The organism is Burkholderia sp. 22088 (assembly GCF_052045915.1).
GTDB classification, from domain to species: Bacteria; Pseudomonadota; Gammaproteobacteria; order Burkholderiales; family Burkholderiaceae; genus Burkholderia; species Burkholderia cepacia.
In genome coordinates this window covers 298,628-317,807 of record NZ_JBQEPY010000007.1, presented here as the reverse complement: position 1 = coordinate 317,807, position 19,180 = coordinate 298,628, and the positions used below count along the sequence as shown (strand labels likewise).

Annotated in this window: 16 protein-coding genes; 10 read left to right on the top strand and 6 right to left on the bottom strand. The window is 63.3% G+C overall.

The window, feature by feature from the left end:
- Positions 1–80: 80 nt before the first annotated feature.
- Together ACTJLD_RS16185 and ACTJLD_RS16180 are read right to left on the bottom strand one after the other, a co-directional pair.
- Positions 81–755, bottom strand: a complete 675-nt coding sequence (locus ACTJLD_RS16185; protein ID WP_060174502.1) for a response regulator transcription factor — start codon at positions 753–755, stop codon at positions 81–83.
- A gap of 22 nt (positions 756–777) precedes the next feature.
- Complete coding sequence (locus ACTJLD_RS16180) at positions 778–1,686, bottom strand: LysR family transcriptional regulator (RefSeq protein ID WP_027792894.1); 909 nt, start codon at positions 1,684–1,686, stop codon at positions 778–780.
- A 422-nt stretch (positions 1,687–2,108) separates the two neighbouring features.
- Between ACTJLD_RS16180 and ACTJLD_RS16175 the strand changes: the two genes are divergently transcribed.
- A complete protein-coding gene (locus tag ACTJLD_RS16175; protein WP_027792893.1) occupies positions 2,109–2,483 on the top strand; it encodes a hypothetical protein in 375 nt (124 codons plus the stop codon).
- A gap of 75 nt (positions 2,484–2,558) precedes the next feature.
- Here ACTJLD_RS16175 and ACTJLD_RS16170 read toward each other — a convergent pair whose 3' ends face one another.
- Positions 2,559–3,647: a porin gene (locus ACTJLD_RS16170; RefSeq protein ID WP_060174501.1), complete on the bottom strand. Its 1,089-nt coding sequence runs from the start codon at positions 3,645–3,647 to the stop codon at positions 2,559–2,561.
- Positions 3,648–4,517: 870 nt separating this feature from the next.
- Here ACTJLD_RS16170 and ACTJLD_RS16165 point away from each other — a divergent pair.
- On the top strand, positions 4,518–5,192 hold the full coding sequence (locus ACTJLD_RS16165) for a lytic polysaccharide monooxygenase auxiliary activity family 9 protein (RefSeq protein ID WP_059699683.1): 675 nt from the start codon (positions 4,518–4,520) through the stop codon (positions 5,190–5,192).
- 98 nt (positions 5,193–5,290) lie between these two features.
- Here the strand turns inward: ACTJLD_RS16165 and ACTJLD_RS16160 are convergent, their stop codons facing one another.
- Positions 5,291–6,694, bottom strand: a complete 1,404-nt coding sequence (locus tag ACTJLD_RS16160) for a GGDEF domain-containing protein (protein WP_060174500.1) — start codon at positions 6,692–6,694, stop codon at positions 5,291–5,293.
- A gap of 812 nt (positions 6,695–7,506) precedes the next feature.
- Between ACTJLD_RS16160 and ACTJLD_RS16155 the strand changes: the two genes are divergently transcribed.
- On the top strand, positions 7,507–8,574 hold the full coding sequence (locus ACTJLD_RS16155; protein ID WP_081072709.1) for a glycosyl hydrolase: 1,068 nt from the start codon (positions 7,507–7,509) through the stop codon (positions 8,572–8,574).
- 54 nt (positions 8,575–8,628) lie between these two features.
- Here ACTJLD_RS16155 and ACTJLD_RS16150 read toward each other — a convergent pair whose 3' ends face one another.
- Complete coding sequence (locus ACTJLD_RS16150; protein ID WP_060174498.1) at positions 8,629–9,507, bottom strand: SDR family oxidoreductase; 879 nt, start codon at positions 9,505–9,507, stop codon at positions 8,629–8,631.
- 185 nt (positions 9,508–9,692) lie between these two features.
- On the opposite strand from ACTJLD_RS16150, the gene ACTJLD_RS16145 reads away from it, so the two are divergent.
- On the top strand, positions 9,693–10,655 hold the full coding sequence (locus tag ACTJLD_RS16145) for a GlxA family transcriptional regulator (RefSeq protein ID WP_060174497.1): 963 nt from the start codon (positions 9,693–9,695) through the stop codon (positions 10,653–10,655).
- A 76-nt stretch (positions 10,656–10,731) separates the two neighbouring features.
- Here the strand turns inward: ACTJLD_RS16145 and ACTJLD_RS16140 are convergent, their stop codons facing one another.
- Complete coding sequence (locus ACTJLD_RS16140; RefSeq protein WP_124672324.1) at positions 10,732–11,664, bottom strand: LysR family transcriptional regulator; 933 nt, start codon at positions 11,662–11,664, stop codon at positions 10,732–10,734.
- Positions 11,665–11,872: 208 nt separating this feature from the next.
- On the opposite strand from ACTJLD_RS16140, the gene ACTJLD_RS16135 reads away from it, so the two are divergent.
- The 6 genes from ACTJLD_RS16135 to ACTJLD_RS16110 all read left to right on the top strand — a co-directional run bounded on the left by ACTJLD_RS16135 (position 11,873) and on the right by ACTJLD_RS16110 (position 19,111).
- Positions 11,873–12,739, top strand: a complete 867-nt coding sequence (locus tag ACTJLD_RS16135; protein ID WP_059699618.1) for an NmrA family NAD(P)-binding protein — start codon at positions 11,873–11,875, stop codon at positions 12,737–12,739.
- Positions 12,740–12,958: 219 nt separating this feature from the next.
- Positions 12,959–13,366: an MAPEG family protein gene (locus tag ACTJLD_RS16130; protein ID WP_440659275.1), complete on the top strand. Its 408-nt coding sequence runs from the start codon at positions 12,959–12,961 to the stop codon at positions 13,364–13,366.
- Positions 13,367–13,377: 11 nt separating this feature from the next.
- A complete protein-coding gene (locus tag ACTJLD_RS16125) occupies positions 13,378–14,352 on the top strand; it encodes a PLP-dependent cysteine synthase family protein (protein WP_226113105.1) in 975 nt (324 codons plus the stop codon).
- Between the two features lie 960 nt (positions 14,353–15,312).
- Positions 15,313–15,912, top strand: a complete 600-nt coding sequence (locus ACTJLD_RS16120) for a LysE family translocator (protein ID WP_222211016.1) — start codon at positions 15,313–15,315, stop codon at positions 15,910–15,912.
- A gap of 497 nt (positions 15,913–16,409) precedes the next feature.
- Positions 16,410–18,026: a tryptophan halogenase family protein gene (locus ACTJLD_RS16115; protein WP_060357110.1), complete on the top strand. Its 1,617-nt coding sequence runs from the start codon at positions 16,410–16,412 to the stop codon at positions 18,024–18,026.
- Positions 18,026–19,111 (top strand): monodechloroaminopyrrolnitrin synthase PrnB family protein, encoded by a 1,086-nt coding sequence (locus ACTJLD_RS16110; protein WP_060084748.1) that lies wholly within the window; start codon positions 18,026–18,028, stop codon positions 19,109–19,111. The genes ACTJLD_RS16115 and ACTJLD_RS16110 overlap by 1 nt, the downstream gene beginning before the upstream one ends.
- The last annotated feature ends 69 nt before the right edge of the window (positions 19,112–19,180 follow it).

Genomic DNA, 19,180 nt, shown 5'->3' with positions numbered 1-19,180 from the left:
GATGACCGCATTCTGCGGAGCGGCCCCTAACAGCCGGTCGCTAAAAAGATGAAAGAAGTTTTAGGTGGCGGCGGCCGGATTCAGCCGAGCATGTAGCCCGAGCCGCGGATCGTGCGGATCAACGGTGCCGCATCCGGACGGTTCACCTTCTTGCGCAGGCGGCCGACGTGGACGTCGATCAGGTTGGTGCCCGGATCGAAGCGGCAGCCCCACACCGCCTCGAAGATCATCGTGCGCGTGAGCACGCGGCCGGCGTGGCGCATCATGAATTCGAGCACGCGCAATTCGGTCGGCAGCAGCGCGAGCTCGCTCGCACCGAGCGTGACGCGGCGCCGCACCAGGTCGAATGCGAGCTCGCCCGCGCGCAGGACCGTCTCGACCTGCGCGCCGCGCGGCCGGCGGCGGATCAGCACGTCGATGCGCGCGCACATCTCGTCGAGCGAGAACGGCTTGACGAGATAATCGTCGCCGCCCGCGCGCAGCCCCTGGATGCGCTGGTCGACGTCGGACATCGCGCTCATCACGAGCACCGGCGTGTCGAGGCCGACGCCGCGCATCGTCGCGAGAATCGTGAGCCCGTCGAGATCCGGCAGCATGCGGTCGAGCGTCACGACGTCGTAGTCGGCACTCATCGCCCTGGCCATGCCGTCGCGGCCGGTGCGCGCGACGTCCACCTGGTGGCCGGCGGCGCGCAGCGTCTGGGTGATGTGATCCGCGATCAGCGGATCGTCTTCGATCGTCAGGATGTGGGGCATGGACGGGGCGGCCCGGGCGGAATCAGGCGGCGGCGCGCTCGGGCGCGCGATAGTGTTCGACCACGTAGTCGATGAAGCTGCGGACCTTGGTCGACAGATGGTTGCGGCTCGGGTAAAGCATCGAGATGCAGCGCGCGCCGCCGTTCACTTCGTAGCGTTCGAGCAGCGGCACCAGCGCGCCGCGTGCGAGATCGTCGGCGACGAGCGGGTGCGGCAATTGCGTGATGCCCATGTGATTGAGCGCCGCGATTCGCACCATCATGCTGCCGGTCGAGGCCAGCGCGTTGCCGGTGTAGACGCGGTAGGAACCGTCGACGTCCGAGAATTCCCAGCTGCGCGCGGTGCCGTTCGACACGGTCAGCAGGCTGTGTTCGTTCAGCTCGACGGGATCGTTCGGCGTGCCGTGGCGCGCGAGGTACTCGGGCGATGCGACGACCACGTCGCGCACGCTCGTCAGCATCCGCGACACGAAGGTCGCGTTGACGAGGCGGCGATCGTCGCAGAAGCAGACGTCGTAGCCGCCCTCGACCATGTCGACGTGCGTGTCGAACGTGGTCACGTCGAACCGGACGCGCGGATGCCCGTCGCGATACGCCGACAGCAGCATGCCGAGGCCGGCCGCGACGGAGGTCGCCGACGCGGCGATCCGCAGCGTGCCGCGCGGGTCGCGCGTGACCTGCACGAGGTTCGATTCCATCTCGTCGAGCTTCTCGATGATCGAGCGGCAACCGTCGAGATATTCGCGGCCGGTCTCGGTGAGGGACAGGCTGCGGGTCGTCCGGTTCAGCAGTCGCATGTTCAGGTGCGCTTCGAGCATGCCGACGCTGCGCGTGACCGCGGCCGCCGACATCCCGAGCTGGCGCGCGGCGAGATTGAAACTCGACAACTCGACTACACGCGTGAACACGCGCATCGCTTGCAGTTGGTTCATGGTCCGCCGAAGGAAAGAATTGACCGTTCGCATGCGCCGCCGACGCATCGCTCGATGCGTGCCGCCGCGCGTGACCGGCAAGGTAGCGAGCCGATTATGGGATGCGGGCCGGCGCCGGACGCTTAAAAAACGACGCGGAATGGATGAAATTTCATTTAAGGAAGCGGCGGACGAGGCGGGGGATGAGGCGTGCGCGAGCGGGGCGGCGTTCTCGCCTGACGCTGCGATTCACTGAACACGCGTGTCGTCGAAGGTATCGACCCTGCCATCGAGATCGTCGTGCGTCGTGACGGCGAGTACGCGATTGTCGCAACGGCAGTCAACCTAAAAATAAATTCATGAAGCTGCATCAAATCTTCAGGTGCGCGCGCGACGCGGCTGCCGATAATGGGCCGATACGAGTAGCCACGAGGAACGCAATAATGACGCAGCCGCTGAGTATCAAGATGATCCAGGAGCACGGCAAGCCGGTGGTGCTGGTGTCGGTCGAACGGGGCGCCGCGGTGCTCGATCCGGAGGACGTCGACGCGGTCATCCAGTATCTGAGCCTGTTGCGCGCGTCGATGCAGCCGGCCGTGCCCGAGATGCCGCCGCGTGCGCAGCAGTTCGTGACGGAGATGGACCCGTGCTGGTATGCGGAGCGCCATCCGCTGTACGGCGGCGCGGTGCTGTTGCTCCGGCACACGGGGCTCGGCTGGGCGAGTTTCGCGCTGCCGCCGCGGAGCCTCGAGCGTCTGCACGGGTCGCTCACGCAACTGCTGGAGGACGAGCAGATGGTGGTCAGCCTGCCGAACTGATTCGGCGCGTGGGTCGATCGCGCCGGCCGGGGCCGGCTTCCGGTACACGGGAAGCCGGCCCCTTCGCGCGATCGCCTAGAACGTGTGGCGCAGCCCGATCCGGCCGACCGCCTGCCGGCCGCTCGACGACGGATCGAAGCCCGCGACCTGCGCGACGGCGCCGCCCGACGCCATCTGCAGTGCCGCGAGTGCATAGATCGCCGTGCGCTTCGACAGCTCGTACTCGGCGCTCGCGTTCAGTTGCCGGTAGTCGGGTTCCTGGCCGGTCGCGTGGTCGCGGCCGGTCGTGTAGGTATAGCCGAGGCCGAAGTTGAGCTGGCTCGTGGCGGCGAGCGTGCCGGCGATCTCGTAGTTCTGGAACTTCACGTCCTGCGCGTCGTCGCCTTGCTGGAAATCGACGTTGGTGAAGTTGCCCATCAGCTTGACGTTGCCGATCTGGTACGACGCGCCGGCCGCGAAGATGTTCTGGCTGCGCGCGTTCATGAGCGCGTCGCCGTACACCGCGTTCGTGTATCCGCCGCCGTTCTGGTAGCTCTGCACAGCCTGCTCCGGATCGTTGACGCGCAGGTAGCCGACGCCGGCCGAGAACGGCCCGTTCGTGTAGGCGAGCGCCGCGCTGTACGCGGCGTTGTCGGAGAAGCGGCCGGGCTGCCCGCCGAACGAGTAGAGCGCCTCGGCAGTGAAGCCGGCGATCGTCGGGCTCGTGTATTTCACGGCATTGCTGATCGCGAAGCCGTTGTCGAGGTTGTCCATGTCGTTCGGGTGCGAGAAATACCAGCCCCCGTAATAGTCGTTCAGCGAATACGGCTCGATCAGGTCGACGATCGGATCCCACTGCCGGCCGAGCGTCAGCGTGCCCATGCGTTGGTCGGACAACCCGACGTAAGCGTTGCGCGAGAACGCGAGGCCGCTGCCGAGCCCGCCGTTCGTGGAATTGAAGCCGCTTTCGAGATCGAAGATCGCGGCGAGCCCGCCACCGAGATCTTCCTTGCCGCGCAGCCCCCAGCGGCTGCCGGCGCTGACGCCGCTCGCCATCTGCCACAGGTGCTGGCCGTCGACGTTCGACGCGAAGTCGATCCCGGTGTCGATGACGCCGTACAGCGTGACGCTGCTTTGCGCATGCGCGTGGGAGAACAGGCCGCAGCAGGCGAGTGCGCACGTCATGCGCAGCAGCCGTGTCGTTTTATTCATGGATGAAGGTCTCGAACGTAGGTTGACGGATATTGTTCGCAGTCCTTGTTTAAAGGGCTGGTCGTCGAGAATATAGCTGCGTCAAAAGCGTGCGGATCGGCAATTCAGTCTTTCAGATTTTGCGTTGGTTTCGTGCCTGTGGGCGGTCGACAACGCGGGCGTTGGGCGCTGTGGGTTGTTCGCTTCGGGGTGGGGGCTTGGGGGGATGACTCCGCGCTTCGCAACGCGACCGACATTGACGACATCGATGCGCAGCGCGCCAGCGTTTGAATATGCCCGGATCTGGAGGCTCCCGGTCGACGATGGCCTGCGAGCTATTTTCAGATCAGGCGTAATTTTCAGCGAAACAATGATTCGTCCCGATCCGGATTTTGAATTATTGGCGGGTTTTATCCAGTTCAAATATCAATCGACGAATCAAATTATTGAGCAATGGAGTCGGCCATTCCGGTGGCCTCCGAACGCGAAATTCCGGGATCGATCATTCACGATCGTCAAACACCAGAATCCGCGTTACGTCAGGGTTGAAGGGCGAAGAAACCAGGAATGGATGATTCGATGCTGCGAATCAAATGATTATCAATGACGGACGTTTATTTTTCCGGTTTTTGCGGATAAGGTTCGACTCGGTGAAAGTGATTTGTCAGGAAGCACGGCGATTGATCATTGCTTGCCGCGGTTTCATTCGACCGCCGCTTTCGCCGATCAGCATGCGCGACGATGCGTCGACAGGAATCTCTTCGCGGAATCCTGCGACAGGCTCGATGTGCGCATATCCGTTTCGACATTCATGCCATGAGAGGGCTCATGAACCAGAACATCCGCAGCTACGTTGCTTTCGTCATGCCACGCGCGCTGGCCGGTGCGGCACTGCTGGTCGCGGCGGCCGGTGCGCACGCGCACGGCCGTTTGACCGAACCGCCTTCGCGCATCGTGCTGTGCACGCAAGGCCAGAATCCGAACTGCCCTGTCGACGCGTGGCACGCGAACGCGATGGAGAACGGCAAGTTCTTCCCCGCGACGCAAAGCGGCCTGTCGGACCCGTTCGCGCCGGACGACGCGAAGAATGCCGCACCACCGAAGGACGGCGAAATCGCCGGCGCCAGCACGAATGGCCCGCTGCCCGTGCTGAACGAGCAGTCGCCGGGCCGCTGGCAGAAGATCCCGCTACGGCCGGGCGCGGTGCAGAATTTCAAGTGGGAATTCAGCGCCGTGCACAAGACGCGTCGCTGGAACTACTTCATTACACGCGCCGACTGGAACCCGTCGGAAAAGCTCACGCGTGCGCAGTTCGAGCCCACGCCGTTCTGCACGATCCAGAATCCCGGCCAGCCATACTGGAACCCGAACGCGAACCTGGTGCCCCAGCAGCCGACCATTCACGCGTGCCGGCTGCCGATGCGTAGCGGCTACCACGTCATCCTTGCAGTCTGGGAAGTCGCGGATACGGCGATGGCGTTCTATCAGGTCGTCGACGCGATCTTCACCAATGGCGATACGACACGCAGCCCGTTCTGATCCGGCCGCGACATGACGCGCCCGGCGATGCCCGGCGCGTCATGAGTTGAAGAACCCGTGTGAGGAGCGCGGTGAGCGGCACTGACACGGCAACCGGCTTACCCGGCGACCACCTGGTTGCGGCCTTGATGCTTCGCGCGGTACAGGCGTTCGTCGGCCTTGCGCAGGATCGCGTCGATCGTCTCGCCGTCCCGGCCGAATTCGGAGGCGCCGACACTCACGGTGACCTTGATCGGTTCGCCGATGCCTGCTTCGAACGGCGCGCCGGCGATTGCCGCGCGGATGCGCTCGCCGATCGACCGGGCCGTGTCCAGCGCGGCTTGCGGCAGCAGCACCATGAATTCCTCGCCGCCTACCCGCGCGACGCCATCGTACGGCCGGATCGCATCGGTGCATTTGTCGACGAAGCGTTGCAACACCTGATCGCCCGCCTGATGCCCGTAACTGTCGTTGATCGCCTTGAAGTGGTCGAGGTCGAGCGCGAGCAGCGAGAACGGCGCGCCGTTGCGCTTGGCCCGGTTGATTTCCGCTTCCACGCTTTCGATGAATTGCCGCCGGTTGGTCGCGCCCGTGAGCGGGTCCGTGGCCGCCAGGTGCTCGAGCTTTTCGTTGGTCCGTTGCAGCGCCTGCAACGCACGCTCCGTCCTGGCCATCGCGTCCCTCAACCGGGCAAACAGTTCTGCCTGGCTGTAGATCTTCGAAAACGAACGGGTCGTTTGAAAGGCCTGCACCACGCCGAAACTGAGCAGGAAGAAGCCGGCTGCGAAAATCGCATGCGCGAGCCACCACATGTGATTCCACGGCCGCCCGAGGATGAAGGCGAGCGACGAGAGTGCGAACGACGTGACCGAAATGCCGTAGATCGTCATCAGCGGCGAGCGGATGCGGCGTACGACCAGCGCAACGACGTTCACGGCCGAGAGCAGCAGTGCGCCGCCTTCCATCGACAGGCGCACCCACAGGTTGCCGGCCACCGGCGAGAAGGCGATCACGGCGACCGCGACGTCGACGAGTCCGAACAGCGCGAGCCAGGGCAACCAGATGCGGGGATCGGCGCGGGTCGTTGCGCTGTCGGCCTTGTGACTATAGGTGAGCTGCCCGACAAGGATCAGGATCGACATGGTCAGGCGCGATGCCGGCCCGTACAGCAGGAACAGCCAGATGTTGTGATGCGCCATGCCGGTGAACAGGCCGTGCAACGCATAGATGACGGAAAAGCCCAGAAAGCCCAGCGTAAGCCAGCGAAGCAACGGCTCACCCGACAGGCGATAGCAGCGCCAGCAGACATACGTGACGAACGCGCCTTCGAGCGTGGCGGCCGCGATCGCCAGCTCGTGAAAGGCGTGATTCTCGAATTTCAGCGACGGGTCCTGGAAGAAGTACAGGTAGGCGATCAGATAGGCGGGCAGCAGCGCGAAGCCGACCAGCAGGAGCCTCGCGTACACCCGGGTGACCAGTTGGGTGGTGCGGGTCGACGCTTGGGGGGCGAGATCGACAGTCATGTTCGGCCTCCGGGTTCGGTGGATGCATCAAGGACGGCTACGTGACGTCATCGCGGGTCGGCAGCCAATACGATGAAGCCCGATCGCGTCGCCTGAATTTCGTTGTTTTGAACAATCAGCCAAATGGCTGCGGGATATCCGGTTAAATTATCGAATGGCGATAATTGCAATATGGCAATGCGATCGCGTGAATATTTCTGATTTCGATACGGGTGAAAATACTCGATTCAAGGGTTGATGCCTGACGATTATGTAGTATAACCAAACGAAACGCGGGCGTCGGATTGAAGCATCACTACATCGGCCGTCGAAAGACCGGTATCCGCCGCCGCGTGGCAGGCACGCTATCCCAGGCCTGCGTGACGGCTTCACGTACCGCCTGCATCGCGCGTGTGACGGGCATCCGGTCTTGCGCGAAAGTGGCGTGTACATGCTTCACCAGCATAGACCGAAGTCGCAGTTTTTTCGTCGTAGATATAAGAACAAAATCAATATCGAAATTTGTCTTCGGATGGCAATTTGTAAGGTTGATTTCTCTTGAATTCGACCTGGGCGGAGCGTTGTCAATCGAAAGTGGAAGCCGCCGGGTGGAGGAGTCGAAAGGCTGATCTGATCACGATGTTGATTCGGTAGTCCGTATCAATGGTGCAGACGCTTGCCGTCCGCATGACGTGGCGGGTTTTCGTTACGCCCGTGTGGACGGAGCGCGTCTTCCTGAAATCTTCCCCGGCATGTATCGCGTGAAAGACCGATGCCGGCAATGCGTAAAACGCAATGAGGGCGTGAAAATGAAGAGCAACCGATCCGGAATCATGCAGCGATCGACCTTGAAGGGCGCGCTGGCGCTTCTGCTGGCATGGTCGTCCTTCGGCACCGGCACCGCCGCGGCAGCCGGGACGGGTACCGGCACGGCGCCGGCGTTCGTTTATAGCCCGTACAAGGACGCGACGATTTCGATGAACTGGAACACGAACGTCATCTCGTCGAACGTCACCGGTCAGATGCGCCCGGTGCTGTCGGTGCTGCCAGCCGGTGTCCGCACGCTGACGCTCGCGTTTGCGACCGGCGAATGCGGCAGCGAGAACTGGGCGGGCGTCGACGGCGGCGCGATGGCGGCCGCCAATGTGCCGCTTTTCACTGCTGCCAATGTGAATTACGTGATTTCCACCGGCGGCGCGGCCGGCATGTTCACGTGCGGGTCGGATGCGGGCATGGCGGCCTTCATCAATCGTTATGCGTCGAACAACCTCATCGGGATCGACTTCGATATCGAGGGCGGGCAGACACAACAGGTGATCGACGATCTCGTCCGGCGCGTGGCGGTCGCCCAGCAGAATTATCCCGGCCTGCGCTTCAGCTTTACGCTCGCGACACTGGCCCCTTCCCAGCAGGGCGCGACCACGGCCGGCTCCTGGGGCGCTAGCGCCCCCGACAGCTTCAACGTGTATGGAGACTGGGTCATGCAGGCGATCCAGGCGTACGGCCTGAAGAACTACACCATCGACCTGATGACGATGGACTACGGGTCGGCGGGGGCGGGGAACTGCGTGGTCGCGAACGGCACCTGCCAGATGGGACAGTCGGCGATCCAGGCGGCGATGAACCTGCACGATCACTGGGGCGTGCCGTACAGCCAGATCGAGCTGACGCCGATGATCGGCGGCAACGATGTGAGCGGCGAAACCTTTACGCCGGCCGATGCGGACACCGTTGCGCAGTTCGTGAAACAGAATGGCCTCGTGGGTGTCCACTTCTGGTCGTTCGACCGTGACGTCGATTGTCCGCCCGGCGCCGCATCGTCGACGTGCAACTCCATCGGCGGCGTCGGTACGCTCGGTTATACGAACCGGTTTGCCAACGACCTCGCGCCCGGCAATTGAACGAAGCGGGGGCAGCGCGTCGGATCGGTGTCGGCTTCCGCGTCGAGCGTACCTTCAGGCCGCGGCGGATCGCCCTTTCGGCTCGGCGAGGTGTGCCAGCCCGAGGCCCTCGAGCACCTGCGCCTGAATCGATGCCGCTTGGGCGTTGAGGGCGTCAGCGCCGAATGACTCGCCCACGATCAAACGCGGCGGGCGAGTACCGTTGGCTTGTGCGACAAGCTGCACGATCGCGTCGGCGACGTCGTGCGGGTTCGGCGCGTGGTCGCTCGCGAACAGCGCCATGAGCGTCTCCACCATCTTGTCCGGAATCGCGCCGGCCTCGCCGTAGCCGGGTATGCGTGCGGCGTCGGCGGGCCGCTGCGCGCTGGCGAAAATATTCGTCGGATAGTTGCTGGGTTGAACGAGAACGACGTCGATGCCCGACGTCGACAACTCGTAGCGGTAGCTGTCGGTCAACGCTTCGAGCGCGAACTTCGATGCGCCATAAAGACCGAAGAACGGAAACGTCACGCGGCCGAGTATCGAGCCGATGTTCACGATCAGGCCTTCGCCCAGTTTCCTGAAGGTTGGCAGCACCGCCCTCGACGTTCGCTGGATGCCGAATACATTCACGTCGAAGAGCGCCTGTACCTGCTGTGTCGTGAACGCCTCGGAAATACCCGCTGATCCGATACCTGCGTTGTTGACGAGGACGTCGAGATGCCCGGCATTTTCCAGCACGGAAGCCACGCCTCGCTCGACGGACGCATCGTCCGCCACATCCAGTTCGATGACGTGCATGCCTTTCGCTTGAAGGGCTTCGGCATGCGGCCGGTTTCGGCCGGCGATGTCGCGCATCGACGCGAATACCCGGTGCCCGGCCGCCGAGAGCCCTTCTGCAGTGTGGCGGCCGAAGCCGCTGCTGGCGCCGGTTATCAGAATAGTTTTGGTCATGTCGAGTGTGTTCCAGCAAAACAAGGTTGGAGAGCCGCAACCGAATCAGCGCGAGCATGTCCGACGCGGTCGAGATGAAATGGGCGACGTCATTGGAGAACTCTTCGCCGCATTGCAGTGCAGTCTAGGTTTTTCACGGAAAGCGGGCTATAGTCGCAAATGACATTAATGGATGCGTTTACGACATGAGATTGTCCATTCTGGCGCTCGAAGGGCTGTTCGACACCGGCCTGACGGTGCTTTTGGATACCTTCGCGATGGCCAACGAACTGGCTGCCGCTCAGGGCTTTGCCGCGCCGCCCTTCGACGTCGGAGTGGTCGGCGTACGCAGACGCGTCCGTACCGCGCACGGACTGTCCATGCTGGCGGAGCCCGCAAGCAGCGCACGCCATGCCGACTGGGTGGTCGTGCCCGCGCCTGGCATCAGGCAGCCGGAGCGCCTGATCGAGGCGCTGGAGCGTCCGGACGTGCGCGATGCAATGGCGCACCTTCGGGCGTGGCATGCCGATGGCGTCGGCGTCGCCGCCGCTTGCATCGGTACGTTCGTGCTGGCGGAAGCCGGGCTTCTGGATCATCGCGAGGCGACGACAACCTGGTCGCTCTCGCCCTTCTTTCGTCAACGTTATCCTGCGGTCGATCTGAACGATTCACGCATGGTCGTCGCCGCGGATCGCTTGGTGACGGCGGGATCGGCCATGGGTCATCTCGACCTTGCGCTGTGGTTGATGCGTCAGGCGAGTCCCGAACTGGCCACGCTCGTTGCCCGTTTCATGCTGATCGACAAGCGTTCGTCGCAGGCCGAATACATCATTCCGGATTACCTTGCCCATGCGGATCCGCTGGTCGCTCGATTCGAGCGATGGGCCCGCGAGCATCTTTCCGCGGGTTTTTCGCTTCAGGCGGCGGCCGCCGCATTGGCCGTCGGACCGCGCACGCTGCAGCGCCGTACCGAGGCGGTACTTGGGAAGTCGCCATTGGCGTTCGTCCAGGATCTCCGCATCGAACGGGCACAGAATCTCGTGTCGATGGGTTACGACCTGGAGACGATTGCGAGCGAGGTCGGCTACGCGGATGCGGCGACGTTGCGGGCCTTGTTGCGTCGCAGGCTCGGCCGTGGGGTGCGGGAATTGCGCGCCAGCAATCGGTAGCGTCCGGCCTTGAAAAGCGGCGTGCCGTACGCGGCGAATGCCGAGCCACGGGGCCGTGGGCGCCGCCGGAACGGGACTAGCGCCTGCCGGCGCGCCCGTGAATACCCGTCAGTTCGACCATGAAATCCAGGAACGCCCGGGTCTTGGCCGGCACGTGATGCCGGGATGGGTAGTACGCATATAACGGATACCGCTCGTCGGCCCATTCGGGAAAGAGATCGATCAACCGGCCGTCGGCGATCAGCGGCTCGGCACCGAGCAGCAGCATCTGCGCAATGCCGGAACCGGCGAGGCACGCGCTGAGCAGGGCGCCTGGATCGTTGACCGTGAGGCGTCCCCGGGTGTCGACCACGATGCGTTTGCGCCGACGATGGAATTCCCAGGCGAACGGCTTGCCTGTCTCCGGGTTGCGAAATTCAAGGCACCGGTGGCTCCGGCTTTCGAGGTCCTCGGGTTTGGCCGGCCGTCCCCGGCGAGCGATGTACGAGGGCGCCGCGACCGTCACGACGCCGGTATCGAGCAGCTTTCTCGCAATCAGGCTGGACGATCGCGGTTCGCCGAATCGCACGGCGAGGTCGAAGCCGTCCATGACGAGGTCGCCCAGGCTGTCTCGCGCGATGAGCTCGATTTCGAGGTCGGGATGTGCGTCCATGAACGCATCGAGTTGTTGCCCGAGAATGGCCCGGTAAACGACGGGATCCAGATTGATTCGCAGCTTTCCGCGCACGACGGAGGCGCCGCCTGCGGCCGCCGCGGCCGCTTCCTCCAGCCCGGCAAGATGCGGCATGACCTGCTCGTAAAACCTGCGGCCCTCTTCGGTCAGCGACACCGACCGCGTCGTTCGGTTGAAAAGCCGGATGTTCAGCTTTCTTTCCAGTCGCGCAATCGCTCGACTGACGCCCGGCGGCGTCATGCCTATTACGTCGGCCGCAGCCGCAAACGTTCCGGCATCGACCACGGCGGCGAACACGCTAATGCTGCCGGACAGTTTCTCGCTACTGGATCTCATGGTTGTTCGAGTGCATACGGTGGCGGATCGCGGGCGACCCGCTGAAGGCCGCCACGCCGACGCCGGACAGCGCAGCAATGCCGGTCGTCTGCGTCGATCATGCCGAATTAGTGACGCGTTGTCACTTATCTGCTTCCATCCATGTCGTTTTGTTTCGCTCGATGTTTGGCCAGAATGCGACCGACGTATTCACACACGGAGAACGAACATGTATGCGATAACAGGAATCACCGGCAAGGTCGGCGGCGCATTGGCCAGCGAGCTGCTGGCGGCGGGGCGGCCGGTGCGCGCGGTCGCGCGCGACACGACGCGGGCAGGGGCGTGGGCGGCGCGCGGGTGCGAGATTGCGACCGCCTTCATGGAAGACCCATCGTCGCTCGCCGCCGCGTTCACGGGCGCTGCGGGCGTTTTCATCCTGCCGCCTTCGGAGTTCGATCCGGAGCCCGGGTTTCCCGAGGCGCGGAAGGTGATCGAGGCCGTGTCCGCGGCGCTTCTGAAGGCGCGCCCCGAAAAGGTCGTTTGCCTGTCGACGATCGGTGCACAGGCTGACGAGCCCAATCTGCTCACGCAACGCACGCTGATGGAACAGGCGCTGCGCGAGATGCCGATGCCCGTGACGTTCCTGCGGCCCGGCTGGTTCATGGAGAACGCCGCGTGGGACGTCGCGTCCGCGCGCGACGAGGGCGTCGTCGCCAGCTACCTGCAGCCGCTCGACAAGCCCGTGCCGATGGTCGCCACCGCGGACGTAGGTCGCGTTGCGGCCGAACTGCTCCAGCAGACCTGGCGCGGTGTGCGTGTCGTCGAGCTCGAGGGCCCGCGCCGCGTGAGCCCCGACGATCTTGCACTCGCCTTCGCTCGCGTTCTGGGCCGGCAGGTGCGCGCGGAAGGCGTCGACAGGCGAACGTGGGAAGCGCTGTTCCGTGCGCAGGGCATGAAACATCCACTACCCCGCATGCGCATGCTGGACGGCTTCAACGAAGGCTGGATCGATTTCGAAAGTAATCCGGAAGAAATCGTGCGTGGTCGCATTGCACTGGATACGGTTCTCGGCGAGCTTGTGTCGCGTGCGGTCTGAATGAATTCGGTGGGCGGCGTGTGGCGCGTTGGTGCTACGCGCCAACGATGCATCGTCGCGGTCGAACGACTGCCGGATTCCGTGTCGATTGGATGTCGCGATTGTCGCTATTAATGTCATTTGTGACTATGGATCAGACCTCGTCGCGAGTCTAGACTGCGAAGCGTTTCCGGCATCCGCAGATCTCTGCTGCACCTTCTGTACGACAAGGCCAATCCGATGACATTTTCGCCAGAACTTCACCTGCTGACGCTCACTGCAATCGCAACGCTGCTGATGTGGATTCCGTACATGCTGGCCAGGATCATGACGCGTGGCCTGATGGCGGCCCTGAAAAATCCCGGTCCGTCCCGTCCGCCCGATCCGCCGTGGGCGGAACGCGCACGGAGCGCGCATGCGAACGCGATCGAGAATCTCGCCGTGTTCGCCCCGCTCGTGCTGATGTGCGCAATGACGGGGGCGAGCGGCCCGGCGACGGTGTTCGCGGCCAAGCTCTATCTCGGTGCCCGGTTGGTTCACTACGTGGTCTACGCCGCCGGCATTCCCGTTGTTCGCACGATCGCCTTCCTGGCCGGCTTCGCGGCGACGCTCACGTTCGCTGTTGCGTTGCTCGGACAAGCGAGCTGACCCCCACGCACTTGCGTTTCACTTGCCTGCTTACTTCAGAGGTCACCATGAAATCGACTCCCGGCAACATCCTCGACACGATCGGCAACACGTCACTCGTCCCGTTGCGAAACGTTGTCCCGAAGAACGGCGCACGCCTTTTCGTCAAGCTCGAAAGTCAGAATCCAACCGGCAGCATGAAAGATCGGATCGCGCTCGAGATGATCGAAGCTCCCGAGCGGGATGGGCGTCTGAAGCCCGGCGGCGCAGTGGTCGAATACACCGGCGGCAGCACAGGTGTGTCGCTGGCGCTGGTGTGTGCCGTCAAGCGGCATCCGCTGCATCTGGTTTCATCGGATGCGTTCTCGAAGGAAAAGCTGGATCACATGCGCCTGCTGGGCGCGAAGCTGACGCTCGTCGCCAGCGACAACGGCAAGCAAACCGAGAAGCTGACGAAGGACATGATTCGCGAAGCGCATCGAATTGCCGGCGAGACGGGCGCATACATCACGGCGCAGATGGAAAACACCGATCAGCTCAACGCCTATACGAAGATGGCCGACGAGATCTGGGAGCAGACCGGCGGCCGCCTCGACGGCTTCGTCCAGAGCGTCGGCACGGCTGCGTCGCTGCGCGGGATTTCGCGGCGCTTGCGCGAACACGATGCACGCATTCGGATCGCCGGTGTGGAGCCGGCCGAATCCGCGGTACTGTCGGGTGGCCCTACCGGCGCGCACAAGATCGACGGGATCGGCGCGGGTTATGTCGTGCCGCTTTGGCGCGACGGGATTGCTGACGAGCTCGAGCGTGTCTCCACGGAGGAGGCGAGAGCCATGGCGTTCCGACTGGCCGCCGAAGAGGGGTTGTTCTGCGGTACGTCGACCGGAGCCAACGTAACTGGTGCATTGCGACTCGCCGAACGGCTTGGCCCGGATGCCACGATCGTGACGATCATGTGCGACACCGGCATGAAGTACCTGAAGTCGTTCGCGCCAACGACGGGCTGACGGCCATTGGTCGTAGTCGCATCGTTTTGCACCAAGACCGGTTTCGTCTGGCGCAGCAGGTGAACGGCGATCAGCGCGACCGGCACGACGCCGATGATCCGGTGGCGGGCAGGGCGCCGTGCTGGCGGGAAGGCCTCGGGTTCACTCACGTCGGCCTCACCCGTGGATGATGCATCGCTCTACTGGATGACATGAAAGGATTCCTGATAATAAAGCGGTGGAGCGAATGAAAAGGGACGGCGTCTGCGACGCGGCCGTCCACCGTTGATCGACGATCGACCGGTGCCGCATCGGGATGCGCGTGCGTGTGCGACGGTGGACCGTCGTTACGGTTGGTCGGCAGCGGTGTGTCGGCTTCGGCATCGATCGGTTGCTGGCGGACTTCGGCGCGCGTGAGCGACGCCGGCGTGGATGGTGCGAAAGTCTGCGTGCCGAACGGCAGGGTCGGTGCCTGTTATGAACCAATACGAATCCAGCCATTGGCGGATTTGACCCGTGACATATTCAGGGTGGCGCGCAGGCGATGTTTGTTTCACCGCGCGGTTCTTGTCGGGGCTATTGGAGCCATTTTGATCATCGTGACCCGATTAAACGATTAAGAACACGTAATTGAATCAATCACGCGGAAAGTTGCGCTTTAATTTTCAGAATTAAAAAATGTGTGATTGAGTAACATTGGTTGCATATATTTTTAATCTCAGGCGGGAATTTTCAGGCGCAGCATAATTCGGATCGGCGACGTACAATTCGCTGCGAAACGGTAATGCCGTGAAAAATGCGCCATTTCCCCAAAGCCCCTCGAACCCGGCTGGTTTTCTCTTGATCGCCATTGGCATGGTTGCCGGGCACCGCTGGCGCCTGTTGCGAACGTCGACAGCAGCCCGAATGCAGAATGACCCACAACCGATACGACAGCTCGCCCCGACGCATGGCGACCGTCATCGACACCAAGGAAGCAAGATGCCGACATTCCAGGTGATGTTGAAGATGGCACTCTACGTTTCGCTGGTCCTGGCCACGCCAGGCCCGACAAATACCTTGTTGCTGTCCTCGGGAATCAAGGTCGGCTTCCGGCAATCGTCGCGACTCCTGGTGGCGGAGGCATCGGGCTACGGCTTCGCGATATCACTGTGGGGCTTCTTCCTGGCGACCTTCGCGGCCACGCGGCCCTGGCTTTACGATGTGCTGAAGCTGGGGAGTTCGGCCTACATCTTCTATCTCGCCCTGCAGCTATGGAAAAGCCCGCATCTTGAAGACATCCGGTCGGGCACCATCGGCTTTCGCGACATGTTCGTCGCGACGACCATGAACCCGAAGGCGTTGTTGTTCGCCACGGCGGTCTTTCCCCCGCAGGCTTTCGTATCGGTTCCGTTCTATCTCTGCTCGATCGCGGTCTTTACGGCGCTTGCCGTGACGATCGGTTCGATGTGGCTTGTCGTCGGCGGTGTCCTGACGGCGCGCCGGTCGCTGGCCACCCATACCGGAACGCTGCTTCGCGGCGCGTCTGTCGTGCTGGCGATGTTCGCGGGCACGCTGGCGTTTTCCGTACTCAATCGCTAAGGCCTGTCGGGCAGCACCCCTCTCATCGCCGGGAGCAGGTCAAGTTCGCCGAAATGCGCAAGGGTCGACATCATTGTTTCGCAAATGGTGGCGACCTTATTCGTTTCCCGTTAATTGGGTAGTTAATTTATCGTTTTCATACAATAAATGGGTGTGTTGTCTAAAAATGAAATGGTTGATTTTTAAAAATGTAAATGCTCATCCATAAAATATCTCGACGATATTTTATGGATTGAATATTTCTCTGGAGCAATGAAAATTGATATGAAATTTTACGAGGTATGCCGTCGTGAACGCTGTTAAGGTGTATCGGACAGGTTGCGCGAACGGTATGGAAAGCTTCGGGAGGATGAAGTCTCATGTGCATTCGATGCGTTAATGGCAATTTCCGCATCAGCAAGCCAATCCATTCATGACGCGTTACCGGACGATTTACGAGTTCAGCTCGATCAGGCGGCACCATCCCTTCAGGTTTCAAATCCTATGAGAACCGTGTCATGAGCAACCCGATCAAGAATATCGTCATCGTGGGCGGCGGCACCGCGGGCTGGATGGCCGCTTCGTACCTCGTCCGGGCGCTCCAGCAGCACACGAGCATTACGCTCGTCGAGTCCGCGGCGATCCCCCGGATCGGCGTGGGCGAGGCGACCATCCCGAGTCTGCAGAAGGTGTTCTTCGACTTCCTCGGGATACCGGAGCGGGAGTGGATGCCCCAGGTGAACGGCGCGTTCAAGGCCGCCATCAAGTTCGTGAACTGGAGGAAGTCCCCGGAGCGCTCGCGCGACGATCATTTCTACCACTTGTTCGGCACCGTGCCGAACTGCGACGGCGTACCGCTTACCCACTACTGGATGCGCAAGCGCGAACAGGGCTTCCAGCAGCCGATGGAGTACGCGTGCTACCCGCAGCCCGGGGCGCTCGACGCCAAGCTCGCACCGTGCCTGTCCGACGGTACCCGCCAGATGTCCCACGCGTGGCACTTCGATGCGCACCTGGTAGCCGACTTCCTGAAGCGCTGGGCCATCGAGCGCGGGGTGAAACAGGTGATCGACGAGGTCGAGCAGGTTCACCTGAACGAACGCGGCTACATCGCCAGCCTGTCCACCAAGGAAGGGCGCACGCTGGAGGCGGACCTGTTCATCGACTGCTCCGGCATGCGGGGGCTGCTGATCAACCAGGCGCTGAAAGAGCCCTTCATCGACATGTCCGACTACCTGCTGTGCGACAGCGCGGTCGCCAGCGCCGTGCCGAACGCCGATGCGCGCGTGGGAGTCGAGCCGTACACCTCGGCGATCGCCATGAATGCGGGGTGGACCTGGAAGATTCCGATGCTGGGCCGGTTCGGCAGCGGCTACGTCTTCTCGAGCAAGTTCACGTCGCGCGACCAGGCCACCGCCGACTTCCTCAACCTCTGGGGCCTGTCGGACAAGCAGCCGCTCAACCAGATCAAGTTCCGGGTCGGGCGCAACGGGCGGGCGTGGGTCAACAACTGCGTCGCGATCGGGCTCTCGTCGTGCTTCCTGGAGCCGCTGGAATCGACGGGAATCTACTTCATCTACGCGGCGCTTTATCAGCTCGTGAAGCACTTCCCCGATACCTCGTTCGACCCGCGGCTGGCGGACGCATTCAACGCCGAGATCGTCCACATGTTCGACGACTGCCGGGATTTCGTCCAGGCGCACTATTTCACCTCGTCGCGCGACGACACGCCGTTCTGGCTCGCGAACCGGCACGACCTGCGCCTCTCGGACGCCATCAAGGAAAAGGTTCAGCGCTACAAGGCAGGATTGCCGCTGACCACCACGTCGTTCGACGATTCGACGTACTACGAAACGTTCGACTACGAATTCAGGAACTTCTGGTTGAACGGAAACTACTACTGCATCTTTGCGGGCTTGGGGCTACTGCCCGACCGGTCGCTGCCGCTCTTGCAGCACCGGCCGGAGTCGATCGACAAGGCCGAGGCGATGTTCGCCCGCATCCGGCGCGAGGCCGAGCGTCTGCGGACGAGCCTGCCGACGAACTACGACTACCTGCGGTCGCTGCGCGACGGCGGCGCGGGGCTGTCTCGCAGCCAGCCCGGGCCGACGCTCGCGGCGCCGGAAATCCTGTAGTGGAGCGCACCCTGGACCGCGCATGCGCATTCGCGGCGACGCACGCCGCGGTGGCGGCTTGCGATCCGCTGCGGGCGCGGGCACTCGTTCTGCAACTGCCGGGCCTGAACCGTCAGAAGGACGTGCCCGGCATCGTCGGCCTGTTGCGCGAGTTCCTCCCGGTGCGCGGCGTGCCCGCCGGCTGGGGCTTCGTCGAAGCCGCCGCCGCGATGCGGGACATCGGGTTCTTCCTGGGCTCGCTCAAGCGGCACGGCCACGAGCCCGTGGACGCGGTGCCCGGGCTCGAGCCGGTGCTGCTCGACCTGGCGCGCGTGACCGGCCTGCCGCCGCGCGAGACGCTTCTGCACGTGACGGTCTGGAACCCCGCGGCGGCCGACGCGCAGCGGAGCTACACCGGGCTGCGCGACGAAGCGCACCTGCTCGAGAGCGTGCGTATCTCGATGGCGGCGCTCGAGGCGGCCATCGGGATGACCGTCGAACTGTACGACGTGCCCCTGCGGTCGCCGTCGTTCGCCGAAGGGTGCGACGAGCTGGCGGACTATCTCCACAAGATGGTCGAATCGATCGTTTACGCCTACCGCTATATCTCGGTGCAGGTCTTCTACGACGAGCTTCGGCCGTACTACGAACCGATTCGGGTCGGGGGCCGGAGCTACCTCGGCCCCGGTGCGGTGGAAATGCCGCTCTTCGTGCTGGAGCACGTGCTGTGGGGGTCGCAATCCGACCACCCGGGTTATCGGGAATTCAAGGAGACGTACCTGCCCTACGTGCTTCCCGCGTTCGGGGCGATCTACGCGCGGTTCGCCGGGGCGCCGTCGCTCGTCGACCGCGTGCTCGACGAGGTGCAGGCGACCGGCGCGCGGAGTGAGCCCGTCGTGGCCGGGCTGGCCGCCCTCGACCGGGTCTTCGAGATCCTGCTGCGCTTCCGCGCGCCGCACGTCAAATTGGCGGAGCGGGCGTACGAGGTCGGGCGAAGCGGCCCGACGATCGGCAGCGGGGGGTACGCGCCCAGCATGCTCGGCGATCTGCTCACGCTCACGCGTGCCGTGCGGTCCCGCCTTCGCGCCGCGCTCGACGAGCCCTGACACCCGACGCCCGACGCCCGACGCCCGACGCCCGACGCCCGACGCCCGACGCGTGCAGCCATGTGTTCC

Excerpts from the sequence above, each read along its gene's own strand:
- ACTJLD_RS16145 (WP_060174497.1), top strand. The coding sequence starts at position 9,693 with ATGAGATTGTCCATTCTGGCGCTCGAAGGGCTGTTCGACACCGGCCTG.
- ACTJLD_RS16170 (WP_060174501.1), bottom strand. The coding sequence starts at position 3,647 with ATGACGTGCGCACTCGCCTGCTGCGGCCTGTTCTCCCACGCGCATGCG.
- ACTJLD_RS16115 (WP_060357110.1), top strand. The coding sequence starts at position 16,410 with ATGAGCAACCCGATCAAGAATATCGTCATCGTGGGCGGCGGCACCGCG.
- ACTJLD_RS16175 (WP_027792893.1), top strand. The coding sequence starts at position 2,109 with ATGACGCAGCCGCTGAGTATCAAGATGATCCAGGAGCACGGCAAGCCG.
- ACTJLD_RS16120 (WP_222211016.1), top strand. The coding sequence starts at position 15,313 with ATGCCGACATTCCAGGTGATGTTGAAGATGGCACTCTACGTTTCGCTG.
- ACTJLD_RS16185 (WP_060174502.1), bottom strand. The coding sequence starts at position 755 with ATGCCCCACATCCTGACGATCGAAGACGATCCGCTGATCGCGGATCAC.
- ACTJLD_RS16150 (WP_060174498.1), bottom strand. The coding sequence starts at position 9,507 with ATGACCAAAACTATTCTGATAACCGGCGCCAGCAGCGGCTTCGGCCGC.
- ACTJLD_RS16130 (WP_440659275.1), top strand. The coding sequence starts at position 12,959 with ATGACATTTTCGCCAGAACTTCACCTGCTGACGCTCACTGCAATCGCA.
- ACTJLD_RS16155 (WP_081072709.1), top strand. The coding sequence starts at position 7,507 with ATGCAGCGATCGACCTTGAAGGGCGCGCTGGCGCTTCTGCTGGCATGG.
- ACTJLD_RS16165 (WP_059699683.1), top strand. The coding sequence starts at position 4,518 with ATGCCACGCGCGCTGGCCGGTGCGGCACTGCTGGTCGCGGCGGCCGGT.
- ACTJLD_RS16140 (WP_124672324.1), bottom strand. The coding sequence starts at position 11,664 with ATGAGATCCAGTAGCGAGAAACTGTCCGGCAGCATTAGCGTGTTCGCC.
- ACTJLD_RS16180 (WP_027792894.1), bottom strand. The coding sequence starts at position 1,686 with ATGAACCAACTGCAAGCGATGCGCGTGTTCACGCGTGTAGTCGAGTTG.
- ACTJLD_RS16160 (WP_060174500.1), bottom strand. The coding sequence starts at position 6,694 with ATGACTGTCGATCTCGCCCCCCAAGCGTCGACCCGCACCACCCAACTG.
- ACTJLD_RS16135 (WP_059699618.1), top strand. The coding sequence starts at position 11,873 with ATGTATGCGATAACAGGAATCACCGGCAAGGTCGGCGGCGCATTGGCC.